This window comes from Escherichia sp. WS33, assembly GCF_046486385.1.
Taxonomy (GTDB): Bacteria; Pseudomonadota; Gammaproteobacteria; order Enterobacterales; family Enterobacteriaceae; genus ECMA0423.
In genome coordinates, this window is record NZ_JBJQLJ010000032.1 from 1 (window position 1) to 13,315 (window position 13,315).

A 13,315-nucleotide genomic window follows, 5' to 3' on the forward strand; every position below is an offset into this window, starting at 1 on the left:
ATGCCGCTGCCTGAAGCTTCGCAACGTTAAGCTGATAAACATTCGACGCATTGCGGTTACCCTGGCGACGCGCCTTACGCGTTAACCAGCCTTCTGCTTCCAGCCGTGCGATAGCCGTTCTGACGGTGCTCATCCCCGCGCCAATCTGGCGGGCAATGGTTTCAATTGATGGCCAGCACACACCTTCGTCATTACTGAAATCAGCCAGGCGGGCCATAATTGCCACGCTGGATAACTTCATGCCTGACGCAGCGCAACCATCCCATACATAGCCGGTTAATTTAGTGCTCATGACCGACCTCTATTTCCCTGAATTTACGACGAAACTGTTCGAGCGGGCTGAAGCACTCATGCTCATAGCCTTCGCGGAGGTAGATAACCCGTTGTGTTTCCGGTTCCCAACGAATGACTCTGACGGGCACTCCGTAGTGATCTTTGAACCAGCGGTTAACTTGTCGCAAAGGACTGTCTCCTTTTGCCTGTTGAAATCACCCACAGCCCACTCTGCAAAGCTGTGGGTTACAATTTCCCTGTCACCTGGTACATTCACTGCATAGCAATACTCCACCTTCGCTTTTCCACCCGGTACAGGAAGTGCAATCAGTTGCGAGCGACGGTAGTGTGTTGTTAAACTGTTCATGCGTTAGTTTCTCCACAGTCACGACACGCCACGGCGCCCGGAGCTGCACACTCGCGGGCGTCATTACTTTCTGAAATGCAAAAAATTTTGTAGACCAGTGCTGCATGCTCCTGCAGCTTCGAAATTGAGAGGTACAGCTCGTCGTTAATTGCTGTCTTCTCATGCGGTTCCACTACACCGTCTTCAATTGCTGAACGAATCTGTTTTGAATAACTGCCGATCTGTTCAATGACCTCCAGCAGGCGTTGGTTGATATCGGCGTTGTCCACATCCTCGACATCAGGAAGAGACACAAAGACGCCATTTGCAGACTGCGCCACAGCGTCAGCAATGAAGTGAGTTCCACCAGCACGTTGCAAAATCATTGCCCATCCCAGCGGGAAAATCTGATCGCCATCGGCACGAAGGCGGTTAAATAATGCGTTCTCTGTTACATCCAGCCAGTCAGCAGCTTCAGCGTACCCCCCCGGCAACGCTGCGATAGTTTTTCTGACAGCTTTCACGTACCACTCAGGCTGTTTTTCTACTTTCCAGTGATGCTTACCCACGGTTCACCTCCTGTTCCTGTGGTTTAAACCCATTCTGGTTTTGGCTAGATTGAAAACGTGCCGGATAAAGAATCTGCATTTCGCTGACTTCACCCTTAAAAAAATTGGCTAAACGTTCTGCAAGCTCGATAGATGGAATCTGCTCCAGCCTCTCAATACGACTCAACGTCGCTGGATTGACTTGAACACCCGCAGCAACATGCTGCAAAGTGAAACCATGCGCCTTACGCACATTTCGTAATGGTGATTGCATACGCCCTCCAAATATTGCGCGTTATGCATGTTATTTCACGCAATTATTTTGCGCAAGTTGATTTGCTTATCACGCAATAAAGAAATGTAATAAACGCATGAACATAGGAAACCGAGTCAGACAACTTCGCCAAGCGAAGAACATGAAAATCGCCGATCTCGCTGAAGCGATAGGAGTAGATGCGGCGAACATCTCGCGCTTAGAAACGGGTAAGCAAAAACAATTTACCGAACAAACACTGAGTAATATTGCCAAGAGCTTAGGTGTTGATATTGCTGATCTCTTTACCTCTGCCCACAAAAGTAATACTGTATATAAAAACAGTAATAATGAGGATGTTGCGCAGGTGAAGGATGTGTTCCGTATTGAAATGCTGGATATCAGTGCCAGTGCGGGAAATGGCCTTATCCAGGGCGGTGATGTCATTGATGTGATTCATGCCATCGAATACAGAACTGATAATGCTGTATCAATGTTCGGCGGACGACCAGCCAATCACATCAAAGTTATCAACGTTCGTGGGGACAGTATGTGTCCAACCATTGAGCCAGGAGATCTCATCTTCGTTGATGTCAGCATCAATCAGTTTGATGGTGATGGTATATATGTCTTTGGTTTTGATGACAAAATATACGTTAAAAGACTTCAAATGATTCCTGACAAACTGCTGGTGATTTCTGATAACCAGATTTACCGTGAATGGGGAATTACTAGCGAAAACGAACACCGATTCATGGTCTTTGGAAAGGTCTTAATCAGTCAGTCGCAAACCCTTAAGAGACATAATTAACCTCAATATCCCATCCATCGGCCACCGAAAGGTGGCTTTTTATTACCTATAAATTTGCATATCTCGCAAATATCACTTGCATATCTCGCAATTTAATTTTATCTTTTATTCCAGACCAACTACAGGATTACAACAAAATCTGGTTGCAACACGGTGCATGTGTCGTAAGCAGTCAGTAAATGTCAAAAACGAACAGGCAGGACGCCCACGAAGTAGCCGCCTGGGGCATATGAAGTCCAGGATGATTCGTTAGCAACAAAAAAGCGCCCTACAGGACGCTTAGCTCTTTAACAATCTGGTCCCCATCAACAAGTAACTGATAACTTGAGGAGATGTGAAATGCACAAAACAGAACCCAAAATCGTCGCGCCTGGCTACACAGATGAGGAAATTTATGAGTGGATGACAAAGAAGCTGGCAGCTATAAACCAGCTTCGTGAAGTGCTGTCTTATCGACAGGAAACAATAGACTCCTTAAAAAAACTGGATCAGGAAATCACGGTTTTATCACAGGATGTTACTTTAGATATTGTGCAGACAAATTAGGATCCCATTCATTTTCGTCAAAATCATCAAAGTGATGAATTTGTGATCTCCAGTCTCGATAATCTAAAAATTTCTGGGCGGTTACGCTTATTTTATCAAGTGTGAGTTCATCCTGAATTGAAAGAAGAAGTTCATCAAATTTCATCTCATTAATCTGTTTTGGCATCCAGTGATGCTTCATCAGAATAAGGTGAACCAGAGCCTTTTTCCCATTCAACTGATTATAGGGAGTGCCGAATTTCTTCCGGTGCTCATGTAAAACAAGGTCCAAAAGAGTAAGTAATGTTGCCCTTGATTCAACTTTGCTTATTTCGACTGATGACACTACCCCACTGATTTCAATGCCCCGATACTTTCCAACATTTTCACAGTGGGATTTGTACAGCGTATAGATATTACCGGACATTTCTTTTCCTTTTACGTTGTTGGGGATAACCAGATTAACCGAATCCTTGTTGTTGGGGAATAACTAGGTCCACCTCGCCTGATGTGGCTAAAAGCAGGCACATAACAGCTAAGTATTTTCAACCAGAGAGAATCCTTAGCGTTGTGGTGAATGCGGCTCAGCGCACGCGGGTTAAGGTTGAGGCTGACAGTCGACCTTCTGTGGATATCCACCCGCCTGGTGTGCAACCTTCGCCAGGCACCGGGAGGCACCCGGCACCACAACTTTATGCTGTGTGTAGTCTTGGCGGTACCAGCTTGTACCCTTGCTTCCGGCTGGTACCGTCCTTTTTACAAAACAGAGAAGAGCATCACCGGACGACGGGCTCATAACCCAATCCATCCGGGCGGCTGCCACCGCAGGTGTTCTTCTCTGTTTTGTGGAGAAACTAACCGCCCCTACGGGGGCATTTATGGAAATGTAATTGACTCAATAATCGCCGGACGGTGAGGGCTTCCTTTTACCCGAATTCAGCGCGGTGCAGCGCATATACGTGGAGAACAAAATGTCATTTATTAAAACTTTTTCCGGGAAGCATTTTTATTATGACAAGATAAATAAAGACGACATCGATATTAACGATATCGCGGTTTCCCTTTCAAATATCTGTCGCTTTGCCGGTCATCTTTCGCACTTCTACAGCGTCGCCCAACATGCGGTTCTTTGCAGCCAGCTGGTGCCGCAGGAATTTGCTTTTGAAGCGTTAATGCATGATGCAACAGAAGCGTATTGCCAGGACATTCCCGCACCACTGAAACGCCTTCTTCCTGACTATAAACGGATGGAAGAAAAAATAGATGCAGTAATCCGTGAGAAATACGGGTTACCTCCTGTTATGAGCACGCCAGTGAAATATGCCGATCTCATTATGCTGGCAACCGAACGCCGTGATCTCGGGCTTGATGATGGCTCTTTATGGCCTGTACTGGAAGGTATCCCGGCAACAGAGATGTTCAAAGTTATTCCACTGGCACCGGGCCATGCCTACGGGATGTTTATGGAACGCTTCAACGAGTTATCGGAATTACGCAAATGTGCATAACTCATGTAGTTAGTTTTTCTGGCGGGAGAACATCCGCATATCTTGTTCACCTGATGGAAGAACAAAGAAAGGCTGGCAATAACGTCTGCTACATCTTTATGGATACCGGTTGCGAACATCCGCTGACATACCGCTTTATCCGGGAGGTTGTAAAGTTCTGGGACATACCACTAACTGTGTTACAGGTCGATATAAATCCTGAGCTTGGGCAGCCAAATGGTTATACAGAATGGGAGCCAAAGGATATTCAGACACGAATGCCGGTGCTTAAACCGTTTATGGACATGGTTAAAAAGTACGGCACGCCATACATCGGCGGCGCGTTCTGTACTGACAGGCTAAAACTCATCCCTTTCACGAAATACTGCGATAACCATTTCGGGCGAGGTAATTACATCACATGGCTGGGTATTCGTGCAGACGAACCCCGTAGGCTGAAACCGAAATCGGGCGTCCGGTATCTTGCCGAGCTGTCAGATTTTGATAAGTCGGATGTTATCCGGTGGTGGCGAAAACAACCTTTTGATTTGCAAATCCCGGAGCATCTCGGGAACTGTGTTTTCTGCATCAAAAAGTCAACGCAAAAGCTGGGGCTTGCATGTAAAGACGAACCAGGTCTGATGCGAGTTTTTAATGAGCTGGTTACAGGCAAACACGTCAGGGATGGTCATCGCAGAACAGGTAAAGACATTATGTACCGTGGTCACCTGACGCTTGACGGAATTGCCAGAATGTCTGCCAACAGCGACTACAGAAATTTGTATCAGGCGATGGTACAGGCCAGGCGATTCGATACCGGTTCGTGTTCAGAGTCATGTGAAATCTGGGGTGATCAATTGGAATTGGAATTCGAAGAGGTAGGGGTATGACAACCGAAATTAACTACCATGCACTGCTTGAGCGCGCACGGAATAAAGTGCAGAGCATTGAGTTCGCCTTAACACAGAGTGCATTCGCTGAGATTCGCGCTGAGCTTGAAAATGATTTAGAACTGGCACGGATTGCACTGGCATCTCTGGAAGTTGAGCCAGATGAACGCGTAGCCTATGAATTATTTATGGAAAAGCGTTTCGGTAAAACAGTCGATCGTCGGAGAGCAAAAAACGGCGATAACGAATACATGGCATGGGATATGACTCTCGGTTGGATCGTCTGGCAGCAACGAGCTGGTATCCATTTTTCAACAATGTCACAGCAAGAGGTGAAATAATGGAGCCATACAGCCTCACACTCGATGAGGCCTGTCATTTTCTCAAGATATCCAGACCGACTGCTATTAACTGGATACGCACAGGGCGTCTTCAGGCAACACGCAAAGATCCCACTAAGAATAAATCTCCTTACCTCACAACACGACAAGCCTGCATTGCGGCTCTTCAGTCTCCGCTGCATACTGTCCAGGTGAGCGCGGGTGATGGCATAACAGAGGAAAGAAAATGTCACTCTTCCGCAGAGGTGAAATATGGTACGCCAGTTTCACATTGCCGAACGGTAAAAGATTTAAACAGTCTCTTGGAACAAAGGACAAAAGGCAGGCGACAGAACTCCATGACAAGCTAAAGGCTGAAGCATGGCGGGTCAGCAAACTTGGTGAAATACCTGATATAACGTTCGAGGAAGCGTGTGTCAGGTGGCTTGAAGAGAAAGCACATAAAAAATCACTGGACGATGACAAAAGCCGGATCGGATTCTGGCTTCAACATTTCGCAGGAATGCAACTAAGAGACATTACTGAATCAAAAATTTATTCAGCAATGCAGAAAATGACGAACCGGCGTCATGAGGAAAACTGGAAACTCAGGGCAGAAGCATGCAGAAAAAAAGGGAAACCTGTTCCAGAATACACGCCAAAACCAGCGTCCGTTGCAACGAAGGCTACGCATCTTTCATTTATAAAGGCCCTACTAAGAGCCGCAGAGCGTGAATGGAAAATGCTGGATAAGGCACCAATTATTAAAGTGCCTCAACCAAAGAATAAACGGATCCGCTGGCTGGAGCCCCATGAAGCACAAAGGCTGATTGATGAATGTCCGGAGCCATTAAAGTCTGTTGTTGAATTTGCACTGGCAACAGGCTTAAGACGCTCGAACATCATCAACCTTGAATGGCAACAAATAGATATGCAGCGCCGGGTGGCATGGATAAACCCGGAAGAGAGTAAATCAAACCGCGCAATTGGCGTTGCGCTGAATGATACTGCATGTCGCGTATTGAAAAAACAAATCGGGAATCATCACCGTTGGGTATTTGTGTACAAGGAAAGCTGTACCAAACCAGACGGAACGAAAGCGCCAACAGTAAGGAAAATGCGGTATGACGCAAACACAGCCTGGAAAGCGGCGCTGAGACGGGCTGGTATTGATGATTTCAGATTTCACGACTTGAGACACACCTGGGCAAGTTGGCTGGTTCAAGCCGGAGTCCCGTTGTCAGTGTTACAGGAAATGGGAGGCTGGGAGTCTATCGAAATGGTTCGTCGATATGCTCACCTCGCGCCTAATCACCTTACCGAACACGCACGGCAAATAGACTCGATTCTGAACCCATCGGTCCCAAATTTGTCCCAGTCAAAAAATAAGGAAGGTACTAATGATGTGTAACTTATTGATTTTAATGGTGCCGATAATAGGAGTGTAACACGCGATAAATCTTGTGTTCGGGTCTTCTTCTACGACCTTCGCAACTACCTGATTTAACGATTTTTACGCACACTGATAATCTGGCATTCATCATGCACATGATAAACGCCCCTAAACTTTAACGGGGTGGAAAATGAAATACAAGCCGGATCAATACATCATCTCTGATAGTTACGGAGTTTATTACGTCAGGATCTCAATTCCTATATGGCTTCGTAATGCATTTGGTGGAAGAAAAACTCTCGTCCGTAGTCTGAACACTTCCGATCTTCGTGTGGCACGTAGGAAGCGTGATGTTATAGCAGACGAGTTTCACCACATCAGGCAAATTGCAGAGCCACCAAAACCGGACAGCTTGCAGGACACAATCAGCTATCTAAAGAGCGTTGCTAAGTACGCAAAAGCTGCCCCGAAAGCATCAGCGCCAATTATCTCCCAATGCCCCTCTCTGAATAAGATGTTGGAGATTTACCTCACGCATAACGCTGATCGCCTGAAAATTGGAACATTAAGCAAGACCAGGAAAGCCGTAGAACTGTTTCTGAATTACCTGCGAAAGAAGGATGTGGAACTAAACGATATCAACCGTACCACCGTTACAGGCTGGCTTGATCATCTCCGAGAAACAAAGGCAGTCCAAACAGTGGCTAACTATCTTTCTGCAATGGCAAACATTCTCGATCTTGCCTCTTCCCGATACCAGGACGCCCCACAGCTGGAAAGTAACGTATTCAGAGGGCATAAACTCAACACAGCGCAGAGCCGCCAGAGTTACGAGGCATTCACGGACGAAGAAATTACGAAGCTCATTAGCACGTTTAACAAGTTAGGAGAGGACGAATTAAGGGATTTAAGCGCCATAGCCGCTTATAGCGGAATGCGCATCAATGAAATAGCCAGTTTGAAATCTGACAATATCCGTGAAGTTGAGGGGGTGTTATGTTTCGATGTATTGGAAGGAAAGACAGCTAACGCTTCCAGGCTAATCCCATGCCATAGTGCGATTAAAACAATGGTCCTGGAACGCTGCCAGAAGCCGCACAACGGCTTTTTATTTTACCGTGCAAGTGTGACCAAGAGAGAGGACGGCAAGCGCTCCTCATGGCACGTAAACCGCTTTGGACGGCTTAAACGCGATATTCTCCCAGGGCAAGAAAACAAGGTGTTTCACTCGTACCGCCATGCCGTGATCAGTAAGCTAAACGCCGCCGGAGTGGATGAATCTCGTATTGCCTTGCTCGCGGGCCACTCATTTGGAGAAACTGAATCTTTCAAGACGTATTCGAAATCCGTTCCTGAGCGAATAGTGAAGGAACTAAAAGAATATATCGAATTAATCAAATATTAAAATACCTTAAATGTGAGGGGAAATCCCCCTCTATTTTATTTATACCATACACTTTGCATATATTGCGATGTTTCAGATGAAATATTATACCAATATGCATAATTATTTGTTGCATCTACAACTATCAATTTATCATCACTATCCATCGCTTTATGAACTATTTGCGCTGCCTGTTCAGAATTGTAATGTGAATTAACATACCAATTTGATTCTGTAACTTTGACTGCTACGCCCAATGATTTAATAGCTTCGTAAACTGCTGGATAGTTTTTAGTTTTGATCAAGTCATAGGTTACAAAAAGATTGTTAGCCATTTTATTCTCTCCAGAGATTCAAAAGAATAAGCGCCGCTATAGGCGCTTTGAGATGTTTTTATTTCTTAGCTTTCTTGGTAGGGATTTTGATAGTTTCAGTTACCGTAGTGTCAGGATGTCTTTTAGCTTCAATGGGCTTAACAAACTGACCAGTTATCGCAGAACGAACTACTGTTTTCTTAGCCATAAAACACCTCATCTTGGAGATAAAGAGTGAACTGCTTACCCTTTTAAGAATAAGGGACAAACGAAGCGGCGTCAAAGAAAAAACACCACATATACACATCATTTACAAAACAAGCGCAATATGTGGTATCTCCATGCGATTTACATCACAATCACCCCCCTGTGCTGCTCTGACCGCTCAAGGCTGACAAGGTGAGCGACTGTGTAAAACTGGCTTGTGAGGCTCTCGCCTGGAAATCAATGTAATCGCTCAGCCTTGAGCTATCGCTGGCGATAGTTAGCGGAACAGACGCTTCAAGATTGAGATTGAATACAGGTGCAAGATTGTACGCTGGCGCACTATTGGTGCTGGTTAGGGATGATATAGCAGAATCACGAAGCGCTCCCCCTTTCAGAGAATCACCATTCAGGCCGTATTGTTCTACCGCTGTCCCTGTAGGCTGATCATCTATCCCTAACCAACCTTTAACGGCATGACCTACACTACGGCTGTCCCACCCTGTCTTGTCCTGCACCCAATCGGCAGCACTGTTGGCACTTCCTGTAACAGCACCATCATACAAACTCTGTGCCGCTGGCTTATCGCTACCAGTGAACCATTGAGGGAAACGTTCTTTCAGCCCTGCATTGATATCACTCACAACACTGGAAATCTCACCCACAAACCCAGTGATTTCTTTCGAGAGATTGCCTAAGCCCTCTCCAAGCATTCCCGCCGCTTCGGTGATAATTTTGGTTTTCCTTACCAGATCGTCGCCCCCATCGGCAAAGCCTTTCATCCAGCCTGTAAACAACTGATTGTCTATTCCATTCATCAGATTACCCATAGCAACACTCAAATCGCCATACTCATAAACCTGCTTGATCATTTCGTCGTTCAGCGTCTGACCGGACTCAATGAGAGTTCTTAGCGTCTTGTTATACTCTGCACCGTTGTTCATGAACATATCGGTGTAGTGCATCAGGTCATCACCTAAACTCTCAATCAGCGTACCAATCTGAGCCTGTGACATACCACGGCGTTGCCCTTCATTCACCGTAGCTTGAACAAAATCGAGTGGTGAATCTTGGAACTTGGAAATCTGATCCTTACTCCATCCAAATTTGTTCATTATCGACGTAATGCCACCATCCCCACCCTTCCATTCGCCATTCTTCATTTGAGCATCGTTAACAGTCATGGCGAGGCGTTCGCGCACATCTTTCATGTTATCGACGGCTTTTGAGGTATTAGCTGAATCAACACCGTGTTGCTGTCCCCAGGCCACCATCGTTTTTATGGCGTTTGGGTTGGTTTTCACACGTTCACTCATTCTCACCAGTTCGAGGTTATCATTCCCTTTGTCAATAATTCGCTGCCCCACTCCGAGGGAGCCAGCCGTTAACGCAAGGTTTCCTAATACCCCACCACCGACGATAGGAGCATTCCCGCCCTTCTGAGCCTTTAGCTTAGTGGCTGCTGCGGCATACTGGGTACGCTGTGCCTGTGTCACTTTGGCTTGCTGTGCGGCTTCTCTGCGTAACAGGGTTACACGCTCACGAATAGATGCGTTCATACGGGCACTGGTCAGATTGCCTTTGGCAAATTCCTCTGTTTGCTGACGTATGAAACGTAACGCTTCATATTGAGATTTAGGATCAAGTCCGTATTTACCTTTAATTCCTGACACTTGTAGCCCTGCATGGCGAAGTTTAAGCTCGGCTGTCTCTTGGTGCTTCTGTAGCTGCTGCTTCGCTTTCAGATTGGCCTTTTCATCCCTGGCTTTCTGCTTCTCCGCCGCACGTTGGGCTTTCATTTCCTTCGTATCACGAGGTTTATCATTAAAACGTGCATCATCGGCTTGTTGACGAGCTTTCTGTCTGCGCTGCTTCTGAGCCTGGAAGCGAATCTTGGGATCGGCTATTTTCTGGAAGTGCTTTTGAAGGTTATCCGCTGCGGCTTTAGCCAGAGCAATGCTCTGCTTATCCACCACGAATGTAACCGTATTGCGGATCTGACTGACCGAAATATCAAGCATCGCCACCGCCTTTCTTACTCACCAGATAATTAAGTGCATCTGATACACTACGCCCACGATGTAATAACTGACGTAGATGACCGTGATCTATTTCAAGCACACGACACACTCCCGCCAGATTTAATAACTCTTCTGCTGTTTCAGCATTTACGGCGAGGTGAAGCCCCGCGCTTTTTACAATCACTTGCATTTATCTTTCCTCTTATTCTGGAAATAAAAAAGGGCGGGAACACTGGGGAGATGTTCCCAACGTTCACACGCCCTATTCAAAAGCCTGATTATTGCCTGCGGGTCAGGCTCCCGCTTGCTCATTAAGCAGTGATGGTGATCTTCACTTGCATACCTAACGCATGGTTCACTGGTAATGCGCTGTTTTCGTGCATAACGTGGTAAGCATCGCCGCGCTCGCTCAGGTAGCCCCAAGAGTAGTATTCAGCAGGTGCAGCATCGATCAGCGCGAAGTTGCCAGAGGCAGCGCCGTAGATGTTCTGATAAGCATTTGTGCCTTTACTGAATACCGGAACCGCCACCATGTCAGCATCATCTGGCATCTGTGCAAGGATCAGCGGATCTGTCACTTTAACAATGTCGATAGGCGCACCAGGTAGGCTAAACGTACTAACACCAGGGAGAAGCTCGTGACGCTGGTAGAATAGGTTACGGTCGTCATATGGCGCTACATACTGGAACGCCTTAGACATACTGTCAGAGAAGCGAATCTGGCTAAATGCAGCAGGTTTAGCGAATACGATCACTCGTTCAATCTGTCCAGCCAATCCACCTGCGGCAGCCTGAACTTTGTCTAAGATGGCATCAAAATCCTGTGCCGCTGTCGCTGTGCTCACGCTGGCTGTCATTGGCACCACACCGAACAGTTCAGCATAAGAGATCAGTAGGTCATCAGTTGCAGGCGTATAAACTTCACCTTTGAGCAGAGCACGGGCCAGGTAGGATTCACGGGTACGAAGATAGGCAATCTTATGTTTCCCTGTGTACTCGGTGTACAGGTCGGTAACGGTTTGCTCGTAGTCCGTGCCTTGCACCCTTTTCCCTTGTACGTCTACTGGTTTGAAGGTGTCTTCCCTCGCAAACCAAGGGATCTCCACCAAATATTCTTTACCATTCTGACGCGCGGTAGTGTCGTGGCTTGATGAATAACGACTCTGCGGGGTGTTAAACAGGCTGTAGTTATCATCCAGAAGCTGTGTCACCACCACTTTCGGATTCTGAACACCTACCCCGTCGAAGAGGTCGAGAGCATTCATAAGATAGTTACGTTCCGGCAGAGCCTGGAAGATTGGCGCTAAATCGACCATCTCACGCCCAATTGCGATTTTACTCATTATTTATCTTCCTTGATTAAGAGGTGAAGAATGGACGGCATACGAACCCTTTGGATTCGAGCGTGGTGATAGCTGCGGCGTGATTAGCTGCGTGCAGGTTGTCGGCTTTCAGTGCTACGAAGCTGCCAACATTAGGCGCACGTAGGACATTCACGGTTTTACCGTCGCCAGCACTCACGAAATCACTTACCACCACAAAGGCATCATCGCCGGAGGTGTATAGAGCGCCATCAGCGCCGATAACATCGCCGCATTCAATATCTGCTGGCAGGTCGAAAACACGGCCTTCTACGACTGCAAAAGAATCAGTGGCGTAGCTCACTACGTCAGTGAAACTCTTACGAATTGGGAAAAGTTCGGTTAGGTCTACAATCATTGTTGTTTGATTTCCTTGGATTTGATTGCGATCCGTTCCTGCATACTAAGTTGAGGTGTGTCCTCAGAAGGGAAATACTGGTCTACAGCTTTTTCTATTTCTTCAACGGTACATCCTGCCATTTCAGCCACTTTAGCTATTAACTCAGGATTAACTTGAATCACTTCGGATTTGTATTTTAGGATTCGGTCGCGATTGTTTATTAAGAACATTGTGTTGTTCCTTCGCGTTATAACTGCGTTTATCCTTCCATTAATAACGGAAGTGTTACATGCAGATTGTTAAAAAGGGGCGATTAAGCCCCTGGAGAATATGCCCTTGTTAGAAAGCATTCTGTTAAAATCATTTTCGTTTCGGAGGATTATGATGTTAAAGAATGGTTTCTTGAAAAAATGAAGGGCGCAACTGTTACGAATAACAGAAGTAGGATCGCCCGTCATTGCTCCCACTTCAAAACAGAAGCCCTTCTGTCATGGCGAGAAGTGGGAATGGAATTTCTTATCACCCTGGAATAGTAATAAGAGATTGCCAGCCTGAACGTAACTACCACTGACGGCGTTTATTCAGTCTGACTGCTTATAATCCTAACGGGGTTATAAGGTTTAGAGCACGGAATATGCTCTCTGAAAGAGAATGTGCGCGGTGATTGTTCGTTACCACCCGACACAAGTGGGAACGCCCGCGCCACCCTTTGGAACTAAACACAACAAAGGAAAACAACCAGCTTTCAGAGAGGATATTCAATGGGAGAGAGCGCCGCCTATGGGAAACGGTATTCTCAGGGAGTGCGTATTGTTATACGAGGGTGGAGTGATTCTAATACCTAC

Annotated in this window: 20 protein-coding genes and 1 pseudogene; 9 read left to right on the forward strand and 12 right to left on the reverse strand. The window is 46.4% G+C overall.

Annotation, left to right across the window (positions count from 1 at the left end):
- The 4 genes from ACJHXA_RS20345 to ACJHXA_RS20360 all read right to left on the reverse strand — a co-directional run.
- On the reverse strand, nucleotides 1–292 hold a 292-nt coding region (locus ACJHXA_RS20345; RefSeq protein ID WP_073980643.1), incomplete at its 3' end, for a helix-turn-helix domain-containing protein.
- Entirely contained in the window at nucleotides 282–461 is a 180-nt protein-coding gene (locus ACJHXA_RS20350) for a DUF4222 domain-containing protein (protein WP_001250269.1), read from the reverse strand. The genes ACJHXA_RS20345 and ACJHXA_RS20350, both read right to left, overlap by 11 nt.
- Nucleotides 462–636: 175 nt before the next feature.
- Nucleotides 637–1,188 (reverse strand): protein YmfL, encoded by a 552-nt coding sequence (gene ymfL, locus ACJHXA_RS20355; protein ID WP_000515845.1) that lies wholly within the window; start codon nucleotides 1,186–1,188, stop codon nucleotides 637–639.
- Nucleotides 1,181–1,441 carry a helix-turn-helix domain-containing protein gene (locus tag ACJHXA_RS20360; RefSeq protein ID WP_001191674.1) on the reverse strand — a complete coding sequence of 87 codons (261 nt, stop codon included), beginning with the start codon at nucleotides 1,439–1,441 and terminating at the stop codon, nucleotides 1,181–1,183. The genes ymfL and ACJHXA_RS20360 overlap by 8 nt, the downstream gene beginning before the upstream one ends.
- Nucleotides 1,442–1,538: 97 nt before the next feature.
- Between ACJHXA_RS20360 and ACJHXA_RS20365 the strand changes: the two genes are divergently transcribed.
- The gene (locus tag ACJHXA_RS20365; RefSeq protein ID WP_001020634.1) at nucleotides 1,539–2,231 is read left to right on the forward strand and encodes an XRE family transcriptional regulator; all 693 of its coding nucleotides are present in this window, start codon (nucleotides 1,539–1,541) and stop codon (nucleotides 2,229–2,231) included.
- A 339-nt stretch (nucleotides 2,232–2,570) separates the two neighbouring features.
- Nucleotides 2,571–2,777 carry a hypothetical protein gene (locus ACJHXA_RS20370; protein ID WP_000549623.1) on the forward strand — a complete coding sequence of 69 codons (207 nt, stop codon included), beginning with the start codon at nucleotides 2,571–2,573 and terminating at the stop codon, nucleotides 2,775–2,777.
- Here ACJHXA_RS20370 and ACJHXA_RS20375 read toward each other — a convergent pair.
- Complete coding sequence (locus tag ACJHXA_RS20375; protein ID WP_000016389.1) at nucleotides 2,749–3,183, reverse strand: hypothetical protein; 435 nt, start codon at nucleotides 3,181–3,183, stop codon at nucleotides 2,749–2,751. The genes ACJHXA_RS20370 and ACJHXA_RS20375 overlap by 29 nt on opposite strands.
- Before the next feature lie 143 nt (nucleotides 3,184–3,326).
- Here ACJHXA_RS20375 and ACJHXA_RS20380 point away from each other — a divergent pair.
- From ACJHXA_RS20380 to ACJHXA_RS20410, 7 genes and pseudogenes are all read left to right on the forward strand, one after another.
- Nucleotides 3,327–3,646: pseudogene (locus ACJHXA_RS20380) on the forward strand (hypothetical protein).
- An 81-nt stretch (nucleotides 3,647–3,727) separates the two neighbouring features.
- The gene (gene yfdR, locus ACJHXA_RS20385) at nucleotides 3,728–4,264 is read left to right on the forward strand and encodes a 5'-deoxynucleotidase (RefSeq protein WP_074530275.1); all 537 of its coding nucleotides are present in this window, start codon (nucleotides 3,728–3,730) and stop codon (nucleotides 4,262–4,264) included.
- Nucleotides 4,255–5,133, forward strand: a complete 879-nt coding sequence (locus ACJHXA_RS20390) for a phosphoadenosine phosphosulfate reductase family protein (RefSeq protein ID WP_000335007.1) — start codon at nucleotides 4,255–4,257, stop codon at nucleotides 5,131–5,133. Before yfdR ends, ACJHXA_RS20390 begins: the two co-directional genes overlap by 10 nt.
- The gene (locus tag ACJHXA_RS20395; protein WP_089538370.1) at nucleotides 5,130–5,474 is read left to right on the forward strand and encodes a DNA-binding protein; all 345 of its coding nucleotides are present in this window, start codon (nucleotides 5,130–5,132) and stop codon (nucleotides 5,472–5,474) included. The genes ACJHXA_RS20390 and ACJHXA_RS20395 overlap by 4 nt, the downstream gene beginning before the upstream one ends.
- Complete coding sequence (locus ACJHXA_RS20400; RefSeq protein ID WP_077873866.1) at nucleotides 5,390–5,824, forward strand: helix-turn-helix domain-containing protein; 435 nt, start codon at nucleotides 5,390–5,392, stop codon at nucleotides 5,822–5,824. The genes ACJHXA_RS20395 and ACJHXA_RS20400 overlap by 85 nt, the downstream gene beginning before the upstream one ends.
- A complete protein-coding gene (locus ACJHXA_RS20405; RefSeq protein ID WP_001132557.1) occupies nucleotides 5,746–6,864 on the forward strand; it encodes a tyrosine-type recombinase/integrase in 1,119 nt (372 codons plus the stop codon). The genes ACJHXA_RS20400 and ACJHXA_RS20405 overlap by 79 nt, the downstream gene beginning before the upstream one ends.
- Nucleotides 6,865–7,036: 172 nt before the next feature.
- Nucleotides 7,037–8,251, forward strand: a complete 1,215-nt coding sequence (locus ACJHXA_RS20410) for a tyrosine-type recombinase/integrase (protein WP_033801639.1) — start codon at nucleotides 7,037–7,039, stop codon at nucleotides 8,249–8,251.
- A 35-nt stretch (nucleotides 8,252–8,286) separates the two neighbouring features.
- Here ACJHXA_RS20410 and ACJHXA_RS20415 read toward each other — a convergent pair whose 3' ends face one another.
- The 7 genes from ACJHXA_RS20415 to ACJHXA_RS20445 all read right to left on the reverse strand — a co-directional run bounded on the left by ACJHXA_RS20415 (nucleotide 8,287) and on the right by ACJHXA_RS20445 (nucleotide 12,700).
- Entirely contained in the window at nucleotides 8,287–8,565 is a 279-nt protein-coding gene (locus ACJHXA_RS20415; protein ID WP_033801635.1) for a hypothetical protein, read from the reverse strand.
- A 58-nt stretch (nucleotides 8,566–8,623) separates the two neighbouring features.
- The gene (locus tag ACJHXA_RS20420; protein ID WP_257394210.1) at nucleotides 8,624–8,752 is read right to left on the reverse strand and encodes a hypothetical protein; all 129 of its coding nucleotides are present in this window, start codon (nucleotides 8,750–8,752) and stop codon (nucleotides 8,624–8,626) included.
- 151 nt (nucleotides 8,753–8,903) lie between these two features.
- On the reverse strand, nucleotides 8,904–10,769 hold the full coding sequence (locus tag ACJHXA_RS20425; protein WP_283512351.1) for a cell envelope integrity protein TolA: 1,866 nt from the start codon (nucleotides 10,767–10,769) through the stop codon (nucleotides 8,904–8,906).
- A complete protein-coding gene (locus ACJHXA_RS20430; RefSeq protein WP_033801633.1) occupies nucleotides 10,762–10,959 on the reverse strand; it encodes a hypothetical protein in 198 nt (65 codons plus the stop codon). Before ACJHXA_RS20430 ends, ACJHXA_RS20425 begins: the two co-directional genes overlap by 8 nt.
- A gap of 121 nt (nucleotides 10,960–11,080) precedes the next feature.
- Complete coding sequence (locus tag ACJHXA_RS20435) at nucleotides 11,081–12,112, reverse strand: major capsid protein (protein WP_410225219.1); 1,032 nt, start codon at nucleotides 12,110–12,112, stop codon at nucleotides 11,081–11,083.
- A 16-nt stretch (nucleotides 12,113–12,128) separates the two neighbouring features.
- Entirely contained in the window at nucleotides 12,129–12,488 is a 360-nt protein-coding gene (locus tag ACJHXA_RS20440; protein WP_033801631.1) for a hypothetical protein, read from the reverse strand.
- On the reverse strand, nucleotides 12,485–12,700 hold the full coding sequence (locus ACJHXA_RS20445; protein ID WP_033801630.1) for a hypothetical protein: 216 nt from the start codon (nucleotides 12,698–12,700) through the stop codon (nucleotides 12,485–12,487). The genes ACJHXA_RS20440 and ACJHXA_RS20445 overlap by 4 nt, the downstream gene beginning before the upstream one ends.
- Nucleotides 12,701–13,315: the final 615 nt, after the last annotated feature.

Coding starts and splice junctions, on each gene's coding strand:
- ACJHXA_RS20400 (WP_077873866.1), top strand. CDS start 5,390: ATGGGATATGACTCTCGGTTGGATCGTCTGGCAGCAACGAGCTGGTAT.
- ACJHXA_RS20375 (WP_000016389.1), bottom strand. CDS start 3,183: ATGTCCGGTAATATCTATACGCTGTACAAATCCCACTGTGAAAATGTT.
- ACJHXA_RS20435 (WP_410225219.1), bottom strand. CDS start 12,112: ATGAGTAAAATCGCAATTGGGCGTGAGATGGTCGATTTAGCGCCAATC.
- ACJHXA_RS20415 (WP_033801635.1), bottom strand. CDS start 8,565: ATGGCTAACAATCTTTTTGTAACCTATGACTTGATCAAAACTAAAAAC.
- ACJHXA_RS20425 (WP_283512351.1), bottom strand. CDS start 10,769: ATGCTTGATATTTCGGTCAGTCAGATCCGCAATACGGTTACATTCGTG.
- ACJHXA_RS20430 (WP_033801633.1), bottom strand. CDS start 10,959: ATGCAAGTGATTGTAAAAAGCGCGGGGCTTCACCTCGCCGTAAATGCT.
- yfdR (WP_074530275.1), top strand. CDS start 3,728: ATGTCATTTATTAAAACTTTTTCCGGGAAGCATTTTTATTATGACAAG.
- ACJHXA_RS20420 (WP_257394210.1), bottom strand. CDS start 8,752: ATGGCTAAGAAAACAGTAGTTCGTTCTGCGATAACTGGTCAGTTTGTT.
- ACJHXA_RS20440 (WP_033801631.1), bottom strand. CDS start 12,488: ATGATTGTAGACCTAACCGAACTTTTCCCAATTCGTAAGAGTTTCACT.
- ACJHXA_RS20360 (WP_001191674.1), bottom strand. CDS start 1,441: ATGCAATCACCATTACGAAATGTGCGTAAGGCGCATGGTTTCACTTTG.
- ACJHXA_RS20370 (WP_000549623.1), top strand. CDS start 2,571: ATGCACAAAACAGAACCCAAAATCGTCGCGCCTGGCTACACAGATGAG.
- ACJHXA_RS20390 (WP_000335007.1), top strand. CDS start 4,255: ATGTGCATAACTCATGTAGTTAGTTTTTCTGGCGGGAGAACATCCGCA.
- ACJHXA_RS20445 (WP_033801630.1), bottom strand. CDS start 12,700: ATGTTCTTAATAAACAATCGCGACCGAATCCTAAAATACAAATCCGAA.
- ACJHXA_RS20395 (WP_089538370.1), top strand. CDS start 5,130: ATGACAACCGAAATTAACTACCATGCACTGCTTGAGCGCGCACGGAAT.
- ACJHXA_RS20365 (WP_001020634.1), top strand. CDS start 1,539: ATGAACATAGGAAACCGAGTCAGACAACTTCGCCAAGCGAAGAACATG.
- ACJHXA_RS20410 (WP_033801639.1), top strand. CDS start 7,037: ATGAAATACAAGCCGGATCAATACATCATCTCTGATAGTTACGGAGTT.